This window comes from Algoriphagus marincola DSM 16067, assembly GCF_000429405.1.
In the GTDB taxonomy this organism is placed as follows: domain Bacteria; phylum Bacteroidota; class Bacteroidia; order Cytophagales; family Cyclobacteriaceae; genus Algoriphagus; species Algoriphagus marincola.
This window is the reverse complement of the sequence record NZ_AUBU01000006.1, coordinates 291,387-308,867: the sequence shown is the minus strand read 5'-3', so window position 1 is coordinate 308,867 and position 17,481 is coordinate 291,387. Positions and strand designations below refer to the sequence as shown.

Genomic DNA, 17,481 nt, shown 5'->3' with positions numbered 1-17,481 from the left:
ATTTTGCCCCTTTTCTTTTTTTACTATAAATTTCAACACGTAAAATAAACCCGAATTATATAATGAATTTTGAACTGACTGAAGAGCATATTGCAGTAAGAGATGCAGCGAGGGAATTTACTCAAGCAGAACTGCTGCCGGGAGTCATCGACAGAGATACCGAAGCCCGATTCCCTAAGGAGCAAATCCAAAAAATGGGCGAATTAGGATTCATGGGAATGATGGTTGACCCTAAGTATAATGGAGGCGGAATGGATACGCTTTCTTACGTTTTGGCTATGGAGGAAATCTCCAAAATTGATGCATCAGCTTCTGTGTCCATGTCTGTCAACAATTCTCTTGTTTGTTGGGGCTTAGAAAAATACGGTACCGAAGAACAAAAAGAGAAATATCTGAAGCCATTGGCTACCGGAGAGGTTCTAGGTGCGTTTTGCCTTTCTGAACCTGAAGCAGGATCGGATGCTACCTCACAAAGAACTGAAGCCAAGCTCGAAGGGGATCATTATATTCTAAACGGGACCAAAAACTGGATTACCAATGGGTCCTCAGCAAGTGTTTATTTAGTGATCGCACAGACAGACGCTAGCAAAGGACATAAAGGAATCTCAGCATTTATCGTAGAAAAAGGCTGGAAAGGATTTATCATTGGCAAAAAAGAGGATAAATTGGGCATCCGAGGAAGTGATACGCACTCCCTGATGTTTAATGATGTAAAAGTCCCTGTCGAAAACAGAATCGGTGAAGAGGGCTTTGGCTTTACCTTTGCAATGGAAACCCTCAATGGAGGCCGTATAGGTATTGCTGCACAAGCATTAGGCATAGCTGCTGGAGCTTATGAATTAGCCCTTGCCTATTCTAAGGAACGAAAGGCTTTTGGCAAACCCATCAGTCAGCATCAGGCTATTCAGTTTAAACTAGCGGATATGGCCACCCAAATAGAAGCTGCCCGAATGCTGGTATACAAAGCTGCATGCCTCAAAGATCAGGGTGAAGACTACGCACATGCATCAGCTATGGCCAAACTCTATGCTTCGGAAGTTGCAATGAATGTGACAGTGGAAGCTGTACAAGTCCATGGAGGATATGGATATGTCAAGGAGTATCATGTGGAGCGCTTGATGCGTGATGCCAAGATCACTCAGATATATGAAGGAACATCAGAAATTCAAAAAATAGTGATATCGAGAAACCTTCTCAAGTAAGTATTACTAATTAGAATATAGGCGCAATTCAAAAAATTGCGCCTTTTTTTATTATTTTTTTTCCTTTTCAATAAATACTCTAATTTTTATAAAAGAAAAGTGCTATTTTTGTAATCAGTATTTAATGAAATATTTTAATGGAATATTACAATAAATTAATTGAATCAGTAAATATTCGCTTCCTCCGCGGATTCAATTACCAAGTTCAGAAGCCTTTCGCCGTGGCAGACCATAAAGAATTTGACAATATGCTAATTCTTCTTCATAATGGTACTGTCAAATTTGGTGAGGACCAAGAACTATTGAATGAAGGGGAAGTCTTATTTCTGCCAGGTGAAAAAAAGACCCCACTGACCATAGGAGGAGGAAATAAGCACGTGGATATTTCCATGGATAAGTTTCAGGAAAACAAACGAAAGTACCTCCAAAGTGTCAGCTTCAAAGAAATCAGAAACTCTGAAGAAGACTGTATCTCTGTAGTCAGCTTTGAATCAAAGGTATTCGACGTGGTCAACCTCTTCAATAGCTTAGATATTCCTCCCTTTATCATCCGATTCAATGACCGAATCGCCATTTTGATAGAAGATATCATGAAGGAAGTGGAGCAAACTTCCATCGGAAAGGAACGCTCACTTCGAGCACTCAGTGAAGCATTAGTCATTGAGATTTTAAGACATATTTTGAAAAACAGACTTTTTGTCGAAGAGCTTTCGACAAATGTGACGTACTTCAAAGACCCTAGATTGATAGAATTATTCAAATTCATCAAGACAAATCTCGGAGGAGATCTTTCTAATAAGGTGCTAGCACAAGTAGCCAATGTCTCTGAAGATTATGTGGGCCAATATTTTAAAATGCTTACGGGCATAAATCCACAAGACTACATTGAGTATCAGCGAATGGAAGCTGCTGTAGATCTTCTTCGAACTACCAAAAAATCTATTCGAGATATCGGAAAAGAGGTAGGCTACAAGGATACTGCCTATTTCTGCAGAAGATTTAAAATGATGTATGGAGTACCAGCCGGGAAAATGCGTCGCCGCGAATCACTCATCAATGTGTAAAGCAGCATTGTAAAACCGCTTATAATCTAAAACCTCGATCAAAAAATCGGGGTTTTTTTGTGCCTGATTTCCAATCACAATCAGATCAGCATCTGCATCGAAGCAACGCTGAACCTTTTCTAAGCTATCCAAGCCACCTCCAATTATCAAAGGCCTGTTTACAGCACTTTTGACTGCTTTGATCACTTCAGGAGATACTGTCGAATCTGATCCGCTTCCAGCATCAAGATAAAAATGACGCATCCCCAAGTACTTTCCAGCAAGCGCTGTATTGACTATTTGGTCAATATCCTGATTTAACAAAGGAAAGGTTTCGGACTTTCGATGAACACTACAGATATCTCCATTATTGACTAGTAAATAAGCGGTTGACAATATCTCTAACTCGCTTGATCTAAGCTTCTCTACTGCTTTGACCTGCTGACCAATGAGATATTCGGGGTTTCTCCCTGACAATAAGCTCAAAAACAGAAGCGCATCTGCCTGATCGCTTATTTGCAGTTCGGAGCCTGGAAAAATCACTTTCGGGATTGAGGGAAGTTTTTGTTGAAGGGCAAAGATCAACTCGTCGACACCAGATGTAAGTCCCTGACTACCTCCTATAAAAATCAAATCCAACTCAGCTCGAGACGCCTGCCAAAAAAATTCTTCTTCAAGCTTTTCAAAATCAAACTCATCTGGATCGATCAACCATGCGACCCCTCTTTTACTGGAAAGGCTAAGATCATTCAGTATCTCACTGACCTTTTTCGAACGTCTCGGTTTGATCTGCATTGAATAAATCCTTGAGGTATTTCTCTTTTGCCAATGCAAGACCTGCTATCAGCAATCGCTGCCCGATTCCAGGCCAAAACGTAGCTTTTTCAGACTTAGTAATCTTCTTCTCAAGATCCTTGTCCAGCAAACCTTCCCGCTCCAATACCTCTAGTACTTTATCAGTTTTTCGGGAAGACTTTTTCTTTTTAAGCTGCACCACTGCAAAAACCAGCAGAGCTCCAGCCAAAACTGCTCCACCGACTTTGACCCAGTCCTCAGATTCTTTTTTTAGCAACTCAAGCTGCTTTTGAAGCGTTTGCTCTAGCTCTTCAGTTTGACGTTCCAGTTCACTCTTCATCGGACTTAAAATTTTTAGCTGCAGTTCCAATAAAATTCTTCAACCCATTTTGGATATTTTGCTTGAAAGATTTCGAGTCTCGCACCTTGTAAAGAATCAATATCATCAGCAAAAACAGTAGTCCTACGATCAAGAAGCCGCTAAATGGACTTTCGAGATAACTGCTCAGAAAAAAGGCCAAAGCCAAACTCAAAAATAACAAGACCAAAAGCATCAATCCTCCAATCACCACCAGCAAAAATATTCTGGAAGTCAGTGTCAGGATTTCCTCCTGAATGTCTTGTTTGATCAGATTGATTCGAGTCTCGACCAATTTTTTGATGGTCTGAGTGATTTCAGAAATATTGAGCATACCAAAAATCTAACAATTGTTCGTTGGACGAATATAACTTAATTGAGAAGAGCAAAAAAATCAATAATCCTCAAGCGTCTCAGATTCCTCATAAAACTTATAGCGCAGGACCAGTTCAATCGCTATGCGAATAGCCTGATTAATGGGGTAAGTTTCAGTCAGAAAAGCATCAATATCAGCAAGCTTGGAATAGTAAGTAGATGCCATCGGAACCTGCAGCTCATGCTTAATGGCAGCACTTGCTTTCGCAAAAGCTTCCGGCTTTGCTTCTTTAAGAACCTTACATAGAATCAATTCTTTTTCACCCTGCTTATTGCGGCGTGCAGAACTTGAAAAAAGCCTACAAATCAGGCCTCTTTGAGTATGTTGGCTACAAAAACCCTTGCTACCATCTTCAGAGGTAGGACGATAAAGCAGACAAAACCCTTCCGATCCCAGAGAATCAAGCATGCGTAAATTTGACTCGATAGCTCCATTTTCATAAAGCTCCAAGGCAAATGGCAAAAATTCCAAAGGACTGGCTGGTACCTTTGGATTAGCACAGCATTTCCCACACCCTACCACACAAGACAAACCTGCATGCTGGACAAAGTCCCTACTCTCGACTTCAAGCTCCCGGAATACCTCCAAGACTGCTTGAGACTTTTCGCTTAGCTTCAAGAATTCAATGAATAATCCACAAAATTACTACGCAATCTACCGAATTGATTCTCCCTACTGTAAATTTTTTCTAACTTCAATTCAGGAATTGAAATGGCAAATGCCCAAATTTTTAAAGAAAAGACAGACTATTTAGGTCCTGAATCGTTTTAGCAGAAAAAGAATAGATATGAGCGAAAAAGAACTGATCAAGCAAGATGAAAAAATCAGAAAGGCATTTAAGGAGCGAGACTGGAGTGAGATAAAAAGCGCAGACTCTTGGGCGATTTTTAAAGTAATGTCCGAATTTGTAGAAGGCTTCGAAAAACTCGCTAAAATCGGTCCTTGTGTGTCAATTTTTGGATCAGCACGAACACCACGGGACCACAAGCACTATCAAATGGCTGAAGAAATCGCCGCCAAACTCGTCCGGCATGGCTATGGGGTGATTACTGGTGGCGGACCGGGAATTATGGAGGCGGGAAATAAAGGAGCCCACTCAGAGGGAGGTAAATCCGTAGGCCTGAACATAGTCCTACCCTTCGAGCAATTCAATAACATCTACATCGATCGCGATAAGCTTCTAACCTTCGATTACTTTTTCGTCAGAAAAGTTATGTTTGTCAAATACTCCCAAGGCTTTGTGGTACTTCCGGGAGGATTCGGGACGATGGACGAGTTTTTTGAAGCGCTTACCCTAATCCAAACCAACAAAATCGGCCGTTTCCCTATCGTCTTGGTTGGTAAAAACTACTGGGAAGGCTTAGTGGACTGGATAAAAAGTACCCTTTTAGAAAATAAATACATTAGCCCGGAAGACTTAGACTTATTTTCAGTTGTAGAAAATGCCACAGAAGCGGTGCAAGTAATTGATGACTTCTACAACAAATACCTACTCAGCCCGAATTTCTAATGCCTCGATACCACCTGTTTTTCATTTACGGCATGTTGGCCCTATGTCTAGCTGGCATTGGGGCCATCCTGCTTCAAAAACCCACAAGAGATACCACTGGGCCACAATTTATGGACCGGCAGCAGGGAATGTCACCCATTCCTTTGGACTCAATCCGGATTTTTCCGATTCCCGATACCCTGAGTTTTGCGGGAGAAAGAGTACCTCTGGATAGACAAGATATCTTCGAGCGTCTGGAGCGGGAGATTTATTCCATAGCCTATTGGCAGTCCAATACCGTTCTCCTGATGAAGCGCTCCGCAAAATATCTTCCTGAAATATCTAAAACACTTCAGGAACAAGGAGTACCGGATGATTTCAAATACTTAGCCATGGCCGAATCAGGTTTGGCGAATGTCACCTCACCTGCCGGAGCTAAGGGCTTTTGGCAGTTTATGCAAGGCACCGCCAAAGATTTTGGCCTGGAGGTCAATCGCAATGTCGATGAAAGATACCATTGGCAAAAGGCTACCAAAGCAGCAACAGCCTACTTAAATCAAGCCCACAAAAAGTTTGGAAACTGGACAGCAGTAGCGGCAAGTTATAATATGGGTCAGGCTGGTTTCTCCAGAAGGCAATCCGAACAGCTGGAGGAGGATTATTATCAGCTATTGCTGAATGACGAGACAAGCAGATACATTTTTAGGATTTTGGCTTATAAAGTGATCTTTGAAAATCCTCAAGATTATGGCTTCAATCTACGCCCAAAAGACTACTATCAGGATCCAGAGATGGAAATAGTAACCGTAGAAAAAGACATCTCCAACTTAGCCGAATGGGCAAAAGGTCAAGGTTATAGCTACAAAGAACTCAAGCTTTATAATCCCTGGATGCGAGAGCGAAATCTAAATGTACGAAGAGGAAGAACTTACCAAATCATCCTGCCCAAAAAATCATAAAACTTAAATTCCAAGAGCATGAATTCAGCAGAAAATGTTTTTTTGACCGTCAATTCAATCGCCTTTTTCTGCTGGATTTTTTTGTTTGTCTTTTACGAAAAGACATGGATTTATAAGGCGCTCTTTTCCTTTGTCATGGTTGGACTTGCCTTGACTTATGCATTTTTCATTACGCAAGCACTGACAGGGGAAAGTCAAGGTGGCTTCGATACATTAGGCAATCTAAAGTTACTTTTCGAGGATGATTTAGCCGTTTTGGCTGGCTGGATCCATTATTTGGTATTTGATTTATTTGTTGGGATGTGGATTTGTCGGGATTCCACTAGGCGAAATATTGGAAGATGGTGGATTTTACCTTGCCTCATCTTCACCTTCATGATGGGACCTGTTGGTTTACTACTCTACTTCATCATTCGGGCCAGCAAATCAGGAAAATATCTGCAGGACCCGTTTTCTGCAGGCTGAAAACCCTAAGTAACTTCCATCTGAAGATTTATTTTTCTAATAGGTATTTCCGCATGAGAAATTGTTTGTACCTTTGACGGGCAAATAGGGTTACCTCAAACCAATATTTGCTATGAATCGAAATTCCGATAAATTCCTCTTCGAAGCCCTCACCTATGATGATGTGCTTCTAGTACCAGGATACTCCGAAGTTCTCCCCCGAGAAACCGACACTTCTACCTGGCTCACCAAAAAAATCCGACTGAACATTCCTCTAGTGTCCGCAGCGATGGATACCGTAACTGAGGCAGAACTTGCCATTGCTATCGCTTTGGAAGGAGGTTTGGGGTTCATCCACAAAAATATGTCCATCGAGAAGCAAGCAGCTCAAGTCCGAAAGGTAAAACGCTCGCAAGCGGGGATGATTTTGGACCCAATCACTTTGAATATTGATGCTAAGGTCCGTGATGCAGAATCTATCATGCGCGAATACCACATTGGTGGTATTCCGGTCGTTGATCAAAATCGAGTTCTGAAAGGTATCATCACCAACCGTGACCTTCGCTTCATCAAGGACCCAAATCTCCCGATCAAGCAAATCATGACGATCGAGAATCTAATCACCGCCAAATCTGGTGTATCCCTAGAGCAGGCTGAAGAGATTCTTCAGGAGTACAAAATCGAAAAATTACCGATCGTCGATGAAGATAATAAACTGACAGGCTTGATCACCTACAAGGATATTCTGAAGCGAAAGGATAAGCCTCATGCATGTAAAGATGAATATGGCAGACTACGTGTAGGTGCAGCTGTCGGTGTGACCGCAGACATCGTAAGTAGGGTAGAGGCTTTGGTGCAAGCAGGTGTAGACGTGGTGTCTATCGATACCGCGCATGGACACTCCAAGGGCGTAATCGAAACTTGTAAAAAAATCAAAACAGCATTTCCTGACTTAGAGGTCATCGTTGGAAATATTGCTACTCCCGAAGCGGCAATAGCTTTGGCGGATGCCGGAGCTGATGCAGTAAAGGTCGGAGTAGGTCCAGGTTCCATTTGTACCACACGAATCATTGCCGGAGTTGGAGTTCCTCAGCTTTCAGCAGTATTCGAATGCTCACAAGCTTTAAAGGAAAGAGGAGTACCTGTAATTGCGGATGGGGGTATTCGATATTCAGGCGACTTGGTAAAAGCCGTCGCAGCTGGAGGTAGTTCTATTATGATTGGCTCCCTACTTGCTGGTACCGAAGAAGCACCTGGTGAAATGATCATTTTCGAAGGAAGAAAATTCAAGTCCTATCGTGGAATGGGTTCATTGGAAGCCATGGAATCTGGCTCCAAGGATCGTTACTTCCAAGATGCAGAAGACAATATCAAAAAGCTAGTGCCTGAGGGCATCGTAGGCCGTGTACCTTACAAAGGCTTGGTAGCAGAGGTCCTTTACCAACTCGTGGGTGGACTACAAGCAGGTATGGGATACTGCGGTACCAAAACAATCGACGACTTACAGAAAAATGGCAAGTTTGTGAAAATCACCGCTGCAGGTGTGAAAGAGTCGCATCCTCACGATGTGAGTGTGACTAGAGAAGCTCCAAACTACAGCTTGAAATCATGATTTGACCAATCCATTATCCTTTTCAAATTTTTGAAAAGGGCATAAAAAAACCCGGCAACTAAGCCGGGTTTTTGCATTTATAGGTTTTGCTGATTAAGCTACTTTTTTCGCTTCTTTTTCTTTATCCAACTCTTTCTTCATCAAGTCTACTACAATCGGAGTAGCGATGTATACAGATGAATAAGTACCTACTAGAATACCGATGAACAAGGCGAAAGAGAATCCCCTCAAGACTTCTCCACCAAAGATCAATAGTACTAATACCACGATCAAAGTTGTGAATGAAGTAATCAAGGTTCTACCCAAGGTAAGGTTGATCGCCTCATTGAAGATATTCACCAGTTTACCGGTGCCTCTCAGCTCGATATTTTCACGAATACGGTCAAAAACGATCACCGTATCGTTGATCGAGTAACCGATCACCGTCAATATCGCAGCGATAAATACTTGATCGATCTCAAAGGTCGCACCCAGTGCGGTAGCAATTGCAAATGCTGCAATAACAAATAATGTATCGTGAACCAAGGCAGCAATTGATGCCAATGAGAATTGCCACTTTCGGAATCGTACCAAAATGTAAAGGAAGATAGCAATCAAGGCTACGATCATGGCTTCGGCAGAGGAAGTCTTGATATCGTCTGCTACAGTCGCCCCCACTTTCGAGGATCCAGTAATTGCGAATTGGCCGGTGCCTAGGTTTTCAGCATTATCTGTGAAAGAGAAGCCAGTGACTGTGGCAATTCCTTCTTTTACCTTTTCTTCTACCTGACGGTTGGACTCGTCATCATCCTCGTTGATCAGATAGGAGGTGGTCACTTTCAGGACATTATTCGCACCATAAGTTTTAACCTCTACGGAGCCATCAAATTCGCCATCCAGTCCTACTTTCAATTCAGAAGGAACTACCGGCTCTTCAAAAGCAACGATATAAGATCGACCACCTGTAAAGTCAACACCAAACTTTAACCCGTTTACAGCGGCGATAGCCAAACCGACAATGATGATCGCGGATGAAATCAAATATGCGGTCTTTCGCTTGCTTAAGAAATCGAAGTTCAAGCCAGTCAATGCATTTTTAGCAAATGGCGTTGCGAAGCTGATAGAGCTCTTTTCTCCTTTTTTGCTCATCCAGTGAACAATCACTCGAGTGATAAATACCGCTGAGAAGAAGGACGAAGCAATACCGATCATCAATACGATGGCAAAGCCTTTTACTGGACCTTGTCCCAAAGCGTAAAGAATGGCACCAGTCAAGAATGTCGTCACATTGGAGTCCAAGATGGCTGAGAAGGCTTTGTTATAACCTGCATTGATTGAAGCAAGTAGACCTGCTCCATTTCGAAGTTCCTCCTTGATTCGCTCAAAGATGAGTACGTTCGCATCAATGGACATACCGATAGTCAATACGATACCGGCGATACCAGGCAATGTCAAAGCTGCTCCCAACTGAGCAAGGATTCCTAGAATGAAGAAGATGTTGAATACCAATGCCGCGATAGCAACCAATCCACCTTTGGAATAGTATGCTACCATGAAAAGGACAACTAAGACAAGACCTGCGACCATGGAAATGATACCTTGGCCTTGAGCTTCTTTACCCAATGTTGGGCCGATGATGCTTTCTTCTACGATTTGAGTTGGCGCAGGAAGTGATCCTGACTTCAGAATGTTTGCCAAATCCTGTGCTTCCTGCAGGGTGAAAGATCCTGAAATTTCAGACTGACCTGTAGGAATTTCGCCATTTACTACCGGTGCTGTGTACACATAGTCATCCAAAACTACTGCGATACGACGACCGATATTTGCACCTGTAAGTGATCTCCACTTTCTGGCACCCTCTGCATTCATCTGCATAGATACAGCAGGACGGGAAGTCTGATCAAGTACCTGACGAGCGTCGGTTACCACATCACCTTCTAGAGGCGCTTGATCTGCTCCTCGAGGAGCTCTGATGGCATAAAGCTCAAGAATCTCCAAATCTGTACCTTCTGGTACAAATGGCTTCACACCCCAAAGCAACTTAATGTCTCTTGGAAGTAGTGATTTGTAATCTGGGTTTTTAAGGATTCGGTTGATAATAATAGTATCACGAACCTGATAGGCAAGACCATAATTCGGCTGAATTAGGCTGTAGATCGGAGAAACGTCATTGGAAGGATTCATTGGATCGATCTCCGCCAACTGCTTTTCAAGCGCATTTCGAAGAGAATCTTCCTCTGTCATATTCTCTGTAGATACCGTGTCTTCGTCGCTAGTATCTGCATTTTGATTATCAGCTACCCAAGCAGCGTTGATCGCGTCAAGGGAACCGCCTAGTTCGTTTACTTCAGCTACTTCCCAAAACTGCAATTTCGCTACTCCTTGAAGTAGGTTTCTTACACGCTCTTGGTTATCTACACCCGGAAGTTCTACCTGAATACGACCAGTTCCTTGAATTCGCTGAATGTTTGGCTGAGAAGTACCAAATCGGTCAATTCGTGTACGAAGAATGTTGAAAGATCTTTCGATTGCGTTTTCAACTTCTGTGTCTATGATCTCTAGAATTTCTGCATCAGATGACTCCAGGGAGATACGGCCACGATTGGCAGCAGTCGCAAAAATACTGCTTAGCTGACGTCCTGGGTTGTTGCTTTGCCATGCGGAATAGAATAGATCCACATACTTTTCAGTTGAGGTTTTAGCAGCTTCGCGAGCTTCATCTACAGCCTGATTGAATCCAGGATCTTTGGGATTTCCTGCAAGACCCTTTACGATTTCCACAGGGGAAACCTCCAAGGTCACGTGCATTCCTCCTTGAAGGTCTAGACCTAGACCCAATTCGGTTTCTTTGATTTCTTGATAGGTAAAATCTGCCCCTAAGAAGTTGTACACCGGCTCTCTCCAAATAGAGTCCAGGTAGGATCTTCTTTTGGCAAAATCTACGTTGCCATCCGCTTCGACGGCATATTCAGTGGCTTGTTTTTGAATACCACTTGATACAAATGTGAATGACAGATAATACAGACACAAGCCTGTGATCACCACTGTCAAAAACACAATGACTCCTTTGTTTTGCATTGGATTATAGAATTAATTATTGATTTCTTAAATAGAATAAGGAAGCATAGACCAATAGGTCATGTAAGGAAATTGGCAAGAAAAAGAAGGAAAACTAGGGCCCGAGCGTGGAAATAATCCGCTCAAAAAGTATCTCAACCAGCTGATTGGATGGAGCAAAGGATGCCGATTCAACGGTAAATGACCTTGGCTCGAAGCTGATAATGTCATAAATAAAGTATAAGGCCGTCTGGGTCAATTGCACCGCAAAAGGGACCACAGCATCTACTGCCATGGAGATGACAGCCTGCTCACTTCCATCCTCGGTGGATTGATGCTCAATCTTATTGATTTCGGGATGAGTGACGTATTCTAATGAGGAGACAAAAAAGCACAGCAATAGTGCCAAGGCCAATGTGAACCTTCGCTGCCATAGAATGTTATTTTGTGCTTTTTGCTTCATGCTGCGCAAATATAGAGAATATTTACAATGTAAAAGCCCTTTCCTGAGAGTTTTAGCTTGATTTCGCTTTGAGGTAAGCGCGAATGACCTCCAAACCCTTATCAAAGTTCAAATTGTTTGGAATGATCAAATCAGCGTCATTTTTGAAAGGCTTGATGTACTTTTCATAGGTTGGCATCACATGCATTTCATACCGATAAAGCACATCGTCGAGATCATATCCTCGCTCTACTTTGTCACGGATGATTCTGCGCTTGAGTTTGATGTGATCCTTGGCATCGATGAATATTTTCAGATCGAGCAAGTCCGAAAGCTCAGGATAGTACAATACGAATATTCCCTCCACCACGATAACCGGTGCAGGATGAAAGGTGAGCATCGCCGGTTTTTTAGCGGCATTATTAAAAGTGTACTCTTCTCTGTAAATTGTCTCTCCTGCTTGAATCCTGCGAATATCAGCTGCATAGGCTTCAAAGTCTATGCTTTGGGGGGTATCAAAATTATGTATCCCTTGCGCATCGATTGGCTGCAAATGCCTTGGTTTATAGTAGTTGTCCTGCGAGATCAAACAAACCTCTCCTGGATCAAAACTTCCTAAAAGTCTTTCCAAAAAAAGTGTCTTACCTGAGGCAGAACCTCCTGTGATTCCTACTATGAATGGCCGTCCCATGTGCTGAATTTTGCCACAAGTTTAAAAATTTTTACTCGTTAAAAATTGAACTAATGCATGAACCGCCTTTCCACGGTGAGAAATGCGGTTTTTTTCTTCCATATCAAGCTCTGCAAAGGTCCGATTCATTCCTTCTGGCACAAAAATAGGATCATACCCGAATCCCTTTTCGCCTCTTCGTTCCTCGATAATCTTCCCCTTAGCTACCCCTTCAAAAGCATATTCATCCTCACCCAAAATCAATGCGATCACAGTCCGAAACTGAGCTTCTCTATTGCTTATTCCACTTAGATTTTTCAACAAAAGGTCCACATTCCTTTCATCCGATCGAGGCTCACCTGCATAGCGACCGGAGTAGACTCCTGGTTCTCCTTGGAGGGATGCCACTTCCAAACCTGTGTCATCTGCAAAGCAATCTACACCATACTTCTCCTTGACATATCGAGCTTTTTGGAAGGCATTGTGATCAAGCGTATCACCAGTCTCAGGAAGCTCTTCCTCACAACCAATTTCTTTGAGTGAAACTATCTTGATGGAATCAGGAAGAGCTGCCTTGACCTCTTCTATTTTCTTCGAGTTGTTGGTGGCAAAGCAAATTTTCATGCGTATATAATTTGTTTTTCAGCGGCCACATAGCTTGTCCCGAACTTGATTCGGGAGAATCCCTACTTTGATATATCGGGGAATTCCCCTGTGTGAGGAGCCATTCACATGGGCATTTCATATCCAAAAGTACAGAATATTCCTAAGACGAATTATCGGTTTTTAAGCGGTTTTATATTGTCATTACTTTTCGAAGAACTAACTTCGGACAGTTTTTTAAATCTCCTATTTATGAAAAAAATAACGGTCTATTGCGGCTCAAAAAAAGGCAATTCCTCTGTTTTCGAATCAGCTGCAAGAGCACTTGCACAAGAGATGATCAATCGAGACCTATCCTTAGTGTATGGAGCCGGCCGGGTAGGGCTCATGGGGGTGATTGCAGATGAAATGCTTGCTGCGGGGCAGGAAGTTTTGGGAATTATTCCACAAAAACTCGTTGACCGGGAAGTAGCACACTCAGGATGTACAGAGCTAGTAATCGTCGAGACCATGCGCGACCGGAAATGGCTAATGGCTGAGCGTGGTGATGGTTTTATTGCCATGCCGGGTGGAATCGGGACTTTAGAGGAACTTTTTGAAATTATGACATTGAATCAATTGCACTATATTCAGAAACCCCTCGCACTTTATAATGTCAACGGCTATTATGACATGCTCATCGAATTTCTAAATCATGCAATGAAAGAGGGCTTTTTATACCCTGAGCAGGAAGAACTCTTGATCATTTCTGATGATCCTGTGGAGCTTTTGGATCAAATGCAAGCCTACCAAGCCAGAAGACCGGCTGACTGGTAAAAGACAGTTTTTCAAAAAGAATTATTTTTTGGTTTGAATTAATATTTGGATAATTCTCGTTCTGCATCAAAAGAATTTTATCCAGAATTGGATTTTTTCTATTTTTGCCAGAGTTCGAACTGAAAATGATTCAAAAACTTTTCCCATTAGACAAAAATTATATACTTAGACAGGCGCAGTTTGCGCTAGAAGAGGAACTTTTGGATCAGATGGTATACGAACTCAAGCGATCCTACACTTACCTCTACAATCCACTAAAACTCATGGACAGCACCTATGCCGTGATTTTAGACGGGTTTGAGTTTCCTACCGATCGCATTCGAATGATCTATCGGCAGCTTTGTGGCGTTTACCGCTATCAACAACAAGACAATCAGCTAGAACTGCTATTTGACGGCAAATCGCATTTTGACAAGTTTAAGGAAGAGTGGGAGGCTGCGTTAATCTCGATGATTCGTCAGTTGGGTCAAAATGAGCAATACGTCAAAACCATGCTTCGGATGACGCTATTGTTTGATACAGAATCTCGTGCTGAGTGGGCCGAAAACCACTGCAAAGCTTTTATCAATCAACACTTCGGTATTCGGGTGGTGAAGAGACATGGCGAATTGTTTCTAAAAGTTAGCTAGGATGTAAGTCCTTTACTTTTTACTGAAAGCAAACTTCACCAGCACATCCAAGGGTATAAAATCCAAGCTTCGCTCATGGGTGGCTTCCAACACCACCTCCGGAGCTACTCCTGCTTCATAGGCTTCCTTCCAGCGGAGTACACACAAGCACCAGCGATCTCCAGGTTTTAGACCGGGAAAAAGATATTCAGGCCTTGGTGTAATCAGGTCGTTACCCTGCTTCCTTGAAAAATCTAAAAATTCCTCCGTTACAATCGCGCAGACTGTATGAGTCCCATGATCAGTCTGTCCCGTACTGCAGCAGCCATCTCTGAAAAATCCCGTCAAAGGGTCCATGCTGCAGGGGATCAACTTTTCCCCAAAGACATTTTTATCCGCTTCTTTTTCCCAGGAAATATTCATCACGATTTATCAATTTTTTCAATATCCTAACCACCCAAAAAATGTATAGTTTTCTACTTTACTAAATACCCGAAAAAATCTATCTATTTTCAAACCATCCCAGATTTATCTAACCTTCCAAAGCTAAGAGTGAGATTTGGTTTACAAAGGCCTGATTTTTATCAGCTAAATCCAAGCTATTCCTTTCTATTTTTAAGCATCAATAACGAGCAAATAGGATGGCAGATTTGATAGTATCATTTCGGGAGATCGGAATGGAAGACGTTGCAAAAGTGGGAGGAAAAAATGCCTCTCTCGGAGAGATGTTTCAAAAGTTGATTCCTCTGAAAATCAATATACCAGATGGTTTTGCTGTGACAGCAGATGCTTACCGGCTTTTTGTGCAGCACAATCAAATCGGTGAAGCTATCCACGACCATCTAAAGCAGTTGGATCTGAAAGACTTTTCCAACCTCAATTCAGTCTCTAGCTCTATCAAAAAGCTTTTTCTCAAAGGCACCTTTCCGGATGAATTGATCGAGGAAATCGAAGGAGCTTACTTGAAGCTTTGCGAAGCAAATGAGCGCGAAGTAGATGTAGCAGTCCGGAGTAGTGCTACAGCGGAGGATCTTCCGGGAGCTAGTTTTGCAGGATTGCATGAATCTTTCTTGAATATACAAGGAGAAAAAAAGCTCTTAGAAGGCGTCAGATCCTGCTTTGCTTCGCTCTACAATGCCCGCGCGATCAAATATCGCCATGACAGGGGCTTTGACAAACACGAAATAGCACTCTCGGTAGGTGTGCAATTGATGGTGAGGGCTGACTTGGCTTGTAGTGGGGTTACTTTTTCCATCGACCCTGAATCGGGATTTTCCAATGCTGTTTTGATTACTGGCTGCTGGGGTTTGGGAGAAAATATCGTGCAAGGAGCAGTGATTCCTGATGAGTATTTGGTGTTCAAACCTTCTTTGGAAAAGGGTAAAAAGTCCATTATTTCCAAGAAAATAGGCTCCAAGACCAAAACCATGATCTATGAAAAAAAGGGAGGAGTAGTCAATCTGGATACCCCAAAAGAAAAACAAGAAGCCTTTGTGCTTGACGAAAAAGAAATCGAAACACTAGGGAGATGGGCGGTGCAGATCGAAAAGCATTACCAAATGCCCATGGATATCGAATGGGCTAAGGATGGAAACTCCGGAAAGCTTTTTATCGTGCAAGCCCGACCGGAAACTGTACATGCTGACAAGGATCCATACGTACTGAAAGAGTATTCCTTGACAGAAAAAGGCGAGCTTCTGAGTTCCGGCTATGCTATTGGTAACGGAATCACAGCCGGAAAAGTCAAAATCCTTCACTCTCCCGCTGAGGCGGATCTGCTGGAAAAAGGGGATATTCTTCTCACCGAAATCACCAATCCTGATTGGGATCCAGTAATGAAAAAAGCCGGAGCCATTATTACAGCCAAAGGCGGCAGAACCAGCCATGCCGCCATTGTGGCGCGGGAAGTGGGGGCGCTGGCAATCGTGGGTGCAGAAGGGGCTCTGGAAAAGCTCAAAAATGGAGACTTGGTAACAGTAGACAATTCCTCCGGAAAAATCGGAAAAGTCTATGCCGGCAAGCTGAAGTGGAAAACCCAGGAACACAATTTCAAAGGCCTTAAGCTTCCCAAAACCCAGCCCATGTTTATCCTTGCCGATCCTGAAAAGGCTTTCAACCTCTCCTTTTTCCCAAATCAAGGAGTAGGATTGATGCGAATGGAATTTGTCGTCAACGGAAGCATCAAAGTGCATCCGATGGCTTTGGTGCATTTTGATGAGTTGGAGGATCTGGAAGAAAAAGCCCAAATCGAAACGCTCTGCAAGGGCTATTCTGACAAGCAAGAATATTTTGTGGATAATCTGTCTCAGGCTGTAGGGACTATTGCCGCCGCCTTCTATCCGAAGGATGTGATATTGCGCATGAGCGATTTCAAAACGAACGAATATGCCCATCTTTTAGGGGGAAGCAAATTTGAAACCGGAGAAGAAAACCCCATGCTGGGCTTCCGAGGAGCCTCCCGATACGATCACGAGCACTACAGGGAGGGATTTGCTTTGGAATGTCAAGCCGTCAAGCGAGTCAGAGAAGACATGGGATTAGAAAATCTCAAAGTGATGATTCCCTTCTGCCGCACACCGGAGGAGGGAAAGAAAGTGATTACCCTGATGAAAAAGCTAGGCTTGGAGCAGGGGAAAAATGGACTCGAGATCTACGTGATGGCCGAAATTCCCTCCAATGTGATCCTCGCTGAAGAATTTGCCCAAATCTTCGACGGCTTTTCCATCGGTTCCAACGACCTGACTCAACTTACACTAGGCGTGGATCGGGATTCGGAGGTCCTGAGCGATCTGTTTGATGAAAACAACCCTGCCGTAAAATGGATGATTGCAGAGGTAATTCGAAAAGCCAAAGCAGCCGGAAAGAAAATCGGGCTCTGTGGTCAGGCACCGAGCGACAATCCTGCCTTTGCTCAATTCCTGATCGAAGAAGGAATAGATAGTATTTCCTTTAATTCGGATGCATTACTGAAAGGAATTGAGAATATGATTGAGGCGGAAGGAAACGGGAAGTAGGGAAACTGGAAGAC

The 17,481-nt window shown here is 42.9% G+C and carries 18 protein-coding genes; 9 read left to right on the top strand and 9 right to left on the bottom strand.

Going from position 1 to position 17,481, the window contains the following annotated elements:
• Positions 1-62: 62 nt before the first annotated feature.
• Together G457_RS0109835 and G457_RS0109830 are read left to right on the top strand one after the other, a co-directional pair.
• Complete coding sequence (locus G457_RS0109835) at positions 63-1,202, top strand: acyl-CoA dehydrogenase (RefSeq protein ID WP_026946326.1); 1,140 nt, start codon at positions 63-65, stop codon at positions 1,200-1,202.
• A gap of 137 nt (positions 1,203-1,339) precedes the next feature.
• Positions 1,340-2,266: an AraC family transcriptional regulator gene (locus G457_RS0109830; protein ID WP_026946325.1), complete on the top strand. Its 927-nt coding sequence runs from the start codon at positions 1,340-1,342 to the stop codon at positions 2,264-2,266.
• Here the strand turns inward: G457_RS0109830 and G457_RS0109825 are convergent.
• From G457_RS0109825 to G457_RS0109810, 4 genes are read right to left on the bottom strand one after another with little or no spacing between them, the layout of a single operon-like run.
• The gene (locus tag G457_RS0109825) at positions 2,249-3,040 is read right to left on the bottom strand and encodes a geranylgeranylglyceryl/heptaprenylglyceryl phosphate synthase (protein WP_026946324.1); all 792 of its coding nucleotides are present in this window, start codon (positions 3,038-3,040) and stop codon (positions 2,249-2,251) included. The two genes, G457_RS0109830 and G457_RS0109825, sit on opposite strands and share 18 nt — an antisense overlap.
• Entirely contained in the window at positions 3,003-3,380 is a 378-nt protein-coding gene (locus G457_RS0109820; protein WP_026946323.1) for a hypothetical protein, read from the bottom strand. The genes G457_RS0109825 and G457_RS0109820 overlap by 38 nt, the downstream gene beginning before the upstream one ends.
• Entirely contained in the window at positions 3,370-3,732 is a 363-nt protein-coding gene (locus G457_RS21330) for a phage holin family protein (RefSeq protein ID WP_081701412.1), read from the bottom strand. Before G457_RS21330 ends, G457_RS0109820 begins: the two co-directional genes overlap by 11 nt.
• A gap of 60 nt (positions 3,733-3,792) precedes the next feature.
• Complete coding sequence (locus G457_RS0109810; RefSeq protein ID WP_026946322.1) at positions 3,793-4,392, bottom strand: YkgJ family cysteine cluster protein; 600 nt, start codon at positions 4,390-4,392, stop codon at positions 3,793-3,795.
• A gap of 169 nt (positions 4,393-4,561) precedes the next feature.
• On the opposite strand from G457_RS0109810, the gene G457_RS0109800 reads away from it, so the two are divergent.
• The 4 genes from G457_RS0109800 to guaB all read left to right on the top strand — a co-directional run bounded on the left by G457_RS0109800 (position 4,562) and on the right by guaB (position 8,278).
• Positions 4,562-5,284 (top strand): LOG family protein, encoded by a 723-nt coding sequence (locus tag G457_RS0109800; protein ID WP_026946321.1) that lies wholly within the window; start codon positions 4,562-4,564, stop codon positions 5,282-5,284.
• Positions 5,284-6,222 (top strand): lytic transglycosylase domain-containing protein, encoded by a 939-nt coding sequence (locus G457_RS21325; protein WP_035483583.1) that lies wholly within the window; start codon positions 5,284-5,286, stop codon positions 6,220-6,222. Before G457_RS0109800 ends, G457_RS21325 begins: the two co-directional genes overlap by 1 nt.
• A gap of 18 nt (positions 6,223-6,240) precedes the next feature.
• Positions 6,241-6,687 carry an ABA4-like family protein gene (locus tag G457_RS0109790; RefSeq protein WP_026946320.1) on the top strand — a complete coding sequence of 149 codons (447 nt, stop codon included), beginning with the start codon at positions 6,241-6,243 and terminating at the stop codon, positions 6,685-6,687.
• A 112-nt stretch (positions 6,688-6,799) separates the two neighbouring features.
• Positions 6,800-8,278: an IMP dehydrogenase gene (guaB, locus tag G457_RS0109785; protein ID WP_026946319.1), complete on the top strand. Its 1,479-nt coding sequence runs from the start codon at positions 6,800-6,802 to the stop codon at positions 8,276-8,278.
• A 93-nt stretch (positions 8,279-8,371) separates the two neighbouring features.
• On the opposite strand, the gene secDF is transcribed toward guaB, so the two are convergent.
• The 4 genes from secDF to G457_RS0109765 form a co-directional block, all read right to left on the bottom strand.
• Complete coding sequence (gene secDF, locus G457_RS0109780) at positions 8,372-11,335, bottom strand: protein translocase subunit SecDF (RefSeq protein WP_026946318.1); 2,964 nt, start codon at positions 11,333-11,335, stop codon at positions 8,372-8,374.
• 94 nt (positions 11,336-11,429) lie between these two features.
• Entirely contained in the window at positions 11,430-11,777 is a 348-nt protein-coding gene (locus tag G457_RS0109775) for a hypothetical protein (RefSeq protein ID WP_026946317.1), read from the bottom strand.
• Between the two features lie 52 nt (positions 11,778-11,829).
• Positions 11,830-12,447 (bottom strand): uridine kinase family protein, encoded by a 618-nt coding sequence (locus tag G457_RS0109770; RefSeq protein WP_026946316.1) that lies wholly within the window; start codon positions 12,445-12,447, stop codon positions 11,830-11,832.
• 21 nt (positions 12,448-12,468) lie between these two features.
• The gene (locus tag G457_RS0109765) at positions 12,469-13,050 is read right to left on the bottom strand and encodes a non-canonical purine NTP diphosphatase (protein WP_026946315.1); all 582 of its coding nucleotides are present in this window, start codon (positions 13,048-13,050) and stop codon (positions 12,469-12,471) included.
• A gap of 231 nt (positions 13,051-13,281) precedes the next feature.
• Between G457_RS0109765 and G457_RS0109760 the strand changes: the two genes are divergently transcribed.
• Both G457_RS0109760 and G457_RS0109755 read left to right on the top strand, forming a co-directional pair.
• Entirely contained in the window at positions 13,282-13,845 is a 564-nt protein-coding gene (locus G457_RS0109760) for an LOG family protein (RefSeq protein ID WP_026946314.1), read from the top strand.
• 125 nt (positions 13,846-13,970) lie between these two features.
• A complete protein-coding gene (locus G457_RS0109755; RefSeq protein ID WP_026946313.1) occupies positions 13,971-14,474 on the top strand; it encodes a hypothetical protein in 504 nt (167 codons plus the stop codon).
• 12 nt (positions 14,475-14,486) lie between these two features.
• On the opposite strand, the gene G457_RS0109750 is transcribed toward G457_RS0109755, so the two are convergent.
• Positions 14,487-14,876, bottom strand: a complete 390-nt coding sequence (locus G457_RS0109750) for a DUF2237 family protein (protein WP_026946312.1) — start codon at positions 14,874-14,876, stop codon at positions 14,487-14,489.
• A 218-nt stretch (positions 14,877-15,094) separates the two neighbouring features.
• On the opposite strand from G457_RS0109750, the gene ppsA reads away from it, so the two are divergent.
• On the top strand, positions 15,095-17,467 hold the full coding sequence (gene ppsA, locus G457_RS0109745) for a phosphoenolpyruvate synthase (RefSeq protein WP_026946311.1): 2,373 nt from the start codon (positions 15,095-15,097) through the stop codon (positions 17,465-17,467).
• Positions 17,468-17,481 lie beyond the last annotated feature (14 nt).